The sequence below is a fragment of the Acinetobacter sp. Tr-809 genome (assembly GCF_011753255.1).
Classification (GTDB): Bacteria; Pseudomonadota; Gammaproteobacteria; order Pseudomonadales; family Moraxellaceae; genus Acinetobacter.
This window is the reverse complement of the sequence record NZ_VWVZ01000016.1, coordinates 1-1,287: the sequence shown is the minus strand read 5'-3', so window position 1 is coordinate 1,287 and position 1,287 is coordinate 1. Positions and strand designations below refer to the sequence as shown.

1 protein-coding gene is annotated in these 1,287 nt (G+C 45.2%); it reads left to right on the top strand.

Going from position 1 to position 1,287, the window contains the following annotated elements:
* A partial coding sequence (gene ahpF, locus F3J02_RS18350) for an alkyl hydroperoxide reductase subunit F (RefSeq protein WP_167251616.1) occupies positions 1 to 1,287 on the top strand: 1,287 nt, incomplete at both ends.

Sequence of the window (1,287 nt, the reverse complement as noted above, 5' to 3'; positions counted from 1 at the left end):
CCGATGGGACATGAGTTTACTTCTTTGATCTTGGCATTATTACAAGTGTCTGGTTATGCACCTAAAGTATCTGATGAAGTACTCACTCAGATCAAAGGCTTAAACTTAAGCGCGAACTTTGATGTGTTTGTATCGTTGAGCTGCCATAACTGTCCAGATGTGGTTCAAGCACTCAACTTGATTGCGATCAACAACCCAAATACCACAGCAACCATGATTGATGGTGCTTTCTTCCAAGATGAAGTTGAAGAGCGCAAAATCTTGGCCGTGCCTATGGTGTTCCAAGACAACCAGCATATTGGTCAAGGTCGTATGACTTTGGAAGAAATCGTTGCCAAGTTGGATAGCAATTCAGCTGAGAAAGATGCAGCAGCAATCAATGCCAAAGATGCATTTGATGTATTGGTGATTGGTGGTGGCCCTGCGGGTGGTACCGCGGCAATTTATGCAGCACGTAAAGGTATTAAAACCGGTATCGTGGCTGAACGCTTTGGTGGTCAGGTAATGGATACCATGGACATTGAGAACTTCACCACAGTTCAAAAAACCGTGGGTCCTCAATTTGCTCAAGACATGGAAGCACATGTTCGTGAATACGGTGTCGACATCATGAACTTACAACGTGTCAGCAAGATCACAGGTGCAGATCAAACGGCCAATGGTTTGGTTGAAGTGGAACTGGAGAATGGTGCCAAACTTGAATCGAAAACCATCATCCTGTCTACAGGTGCACGTTGGAGAGAAATGAATGTACCGGGTGAAGCTGAATACCGTACCCGTGGTGTAGCGTACTGCCCACACTGTGATGGTCCATTATTCAAAGGCAAACGCGTTGCTGTGATTGGTGGTGGTAACTCGGGTGTCGAAGCAGCGATTGACCTTGCAGGGATTGTAGAGCATGTGACTTTGGTTGAGTTTGATACCAAACTTCGTGCTGACCAAGTGTTGCAAGACAAATTAAATAGCTTGCCGAACACGACAGTGATCTTGAATGCACTCAGTACAGAAGTGGTCGGTGATGGTGCTCAAGTAACGGCATTGAAATACAAAGATCGTGCCACTGATGTAGAGCATAGCGTTGAACTTGCAGGGATCTTTGTACAAATTGGTTTATTACCAAACACGGATTTCTTGAAGAATAGTGCGGTTGAACTCAGCAATCGTGGTGAGATCGTGATTAATGATCGCAATGAAACCAATGTTAAAGGTGTCTTTGCTGCGGGTGACTGTACGACTGTGCCATACAAGCAGATCATTATTGCCACAGGTGAAGGCGCGAAAGCATCA